This is a genomic window from Megasphaera geminata F0357 (assembly GCF_000239275.1).
GTDB lineage: Bacteria > Bacillota > Negativicutes > Veillonellales > Megasphaeraceae > Megasphaera > Megasphaera geminata.
On sequence record NZ_JH417592.1, the window covers coordinates 1 to 1594 of the forward strand.

General features: G+C 43.5%; 1 protein-coding gene. It reads left to right on the top strand.

Going from position 1 to position 1594, the window contains the following annotated elements; all coding sequences use genetic code 11:
- The first annotated feature begins 241 nt into the window (after positions 1-241).
- Positions 242-1261 (top strand): YadA-like family protein, encoded by a 1020-nt coding sequence (locus HMPREF0080_RS05270; protein ID WP_006790258.1) that lies wholly within the window; start codon positions 242-244, stop codon positions 1259-1261.
- The last annotated feature ends 333 nt before the right edge of the window (positions 1262-1594 follow it).

Below are 1594 nucleotides of genomic sequence, written 5' to 3' on the forward strand. Positions count from 1 at the left end.
AGCCGGCGTAGTACTACGCCGGCTAATGTCTTTTTTGAGCAGATTTAAAATATATTGTTTAAATAAGCCGGTACATTACATTAAAATAATATAAATTATTATCATCAAGAAAATAAATTATTAAATAACCTAATTGTACCGTACCTTTATGAATCTTACCGCCACATAAATTGACAATACATATCAAAATGATATAATAAATGAGATTTAATGTCATTTATATTTACGAGGGGAGAGAAAAATGATGAAAAGACGTAAAAAAATTGCGGCTTTATTGACAACTGTTGCAGTTACCGGCAGTGTTGTTTTTGCGGCAACTGATATTAATCCGAATGCCAGTGTCCTTGTCGGCGGTACCACACCGAATCAGACCACATCCGAACCTAATCGTACACGGGTCGATGTAACGACGGGTGCGACAGTACTCTTGACTCCTGATAAAGATTATAAACCGGCATCTTACCCCGGCGGGCATCCTGATAATCTGGGGAAAAATGCGCCTGATACAGCGCGTGTCCTCATTCGCGGCGAACGGACGAATTTCGGGTTAAACACGGATACGACACAAACAGGCTCCGCATTCGGGGCCAATGCAAAAGCGAAGGGCGCCTATTCCGCATCTTTCGGCAACGGTGCTAATGTGACGAAACCTGCGGCAGAGGGGCTGGCAATGGGACACAATGCCAGTGTAACAGCAAGTAACAGTGTTGCCATCGGCAGCAACAGTACAGCAGCTGAAGAAAATGTGGTTTCAGTAGGTACTGTCGGCGGCGAGCGGCGTATTACCAATATTGCTGACGGTAGGATTGCTGCCGGTTCTCACGATGCCGTGACGGGGAACCAGCTGTACCAATACGGCGAAAATCTTACGAACAGTCTTGGCCGGGAAATTAAAAATGTCGGAGCGGCTTCAGCTGCTTTAGCAGGCCTGCATCCGTTGGATTATACCGGTATCGAATCGAGGTTTCAGATTGCCGCCGCGCTCGGTACGTATGACGGCAGGCAGGCAGTCGCGATAGGCGGCTTCTATAATGCCAATCCGAATACATTGCTCTCTTTCGGTGTAGCCTCAAGCTTCGGGGATAATCATAAGATGTCGGGAAATATAGGCGCGACTTTCCGAGTCGGCAGGGACAGCCATATGAGTAAGGCGCAGAAAGCCACTGTAGAACAGCGGTTAGCGGCTATGGAACGGGAAATTCAGGATTTGAAGGCGGAAAACACCGCATTGGCAGCCAAAGTGGTTCAGTTACAGAAATAGATTGACGAGTTAAGAAAAGACTGCTCATAACGGGCAGCCTTTTCTTATATAAGGCAGCTGAAAATTTTTATTATGGATTGCGATATAATTCGTATTATGTCATTTATATAAACTTGACGGGCAAGGGATTATAATGGAATATATAAGTTATATGATTCACGATGTGCTTGTTATGGAGCATTGCTCAGTCTACGTTAATATATGAAAACTCGGTGCGATTTCGTAGAAGCATGATTTAAACAGATTGATTGTAATAGATTAATCTATAAGTAGAATAATAAAAGTTTAAAAGATTCCATAAACCTCTTATTGTTCCATTTGGAACGTGGTATA

Excerpts from the sequence above, each read along its gene's own strand:
- HMPREF0080_RS05270 (WP_006790258.1), top strand. The coding sequence starts at position 242 with ATGATGAAAAGACGTAAAAAAATTGCGGCTTTATTGACAACTGTTGCA.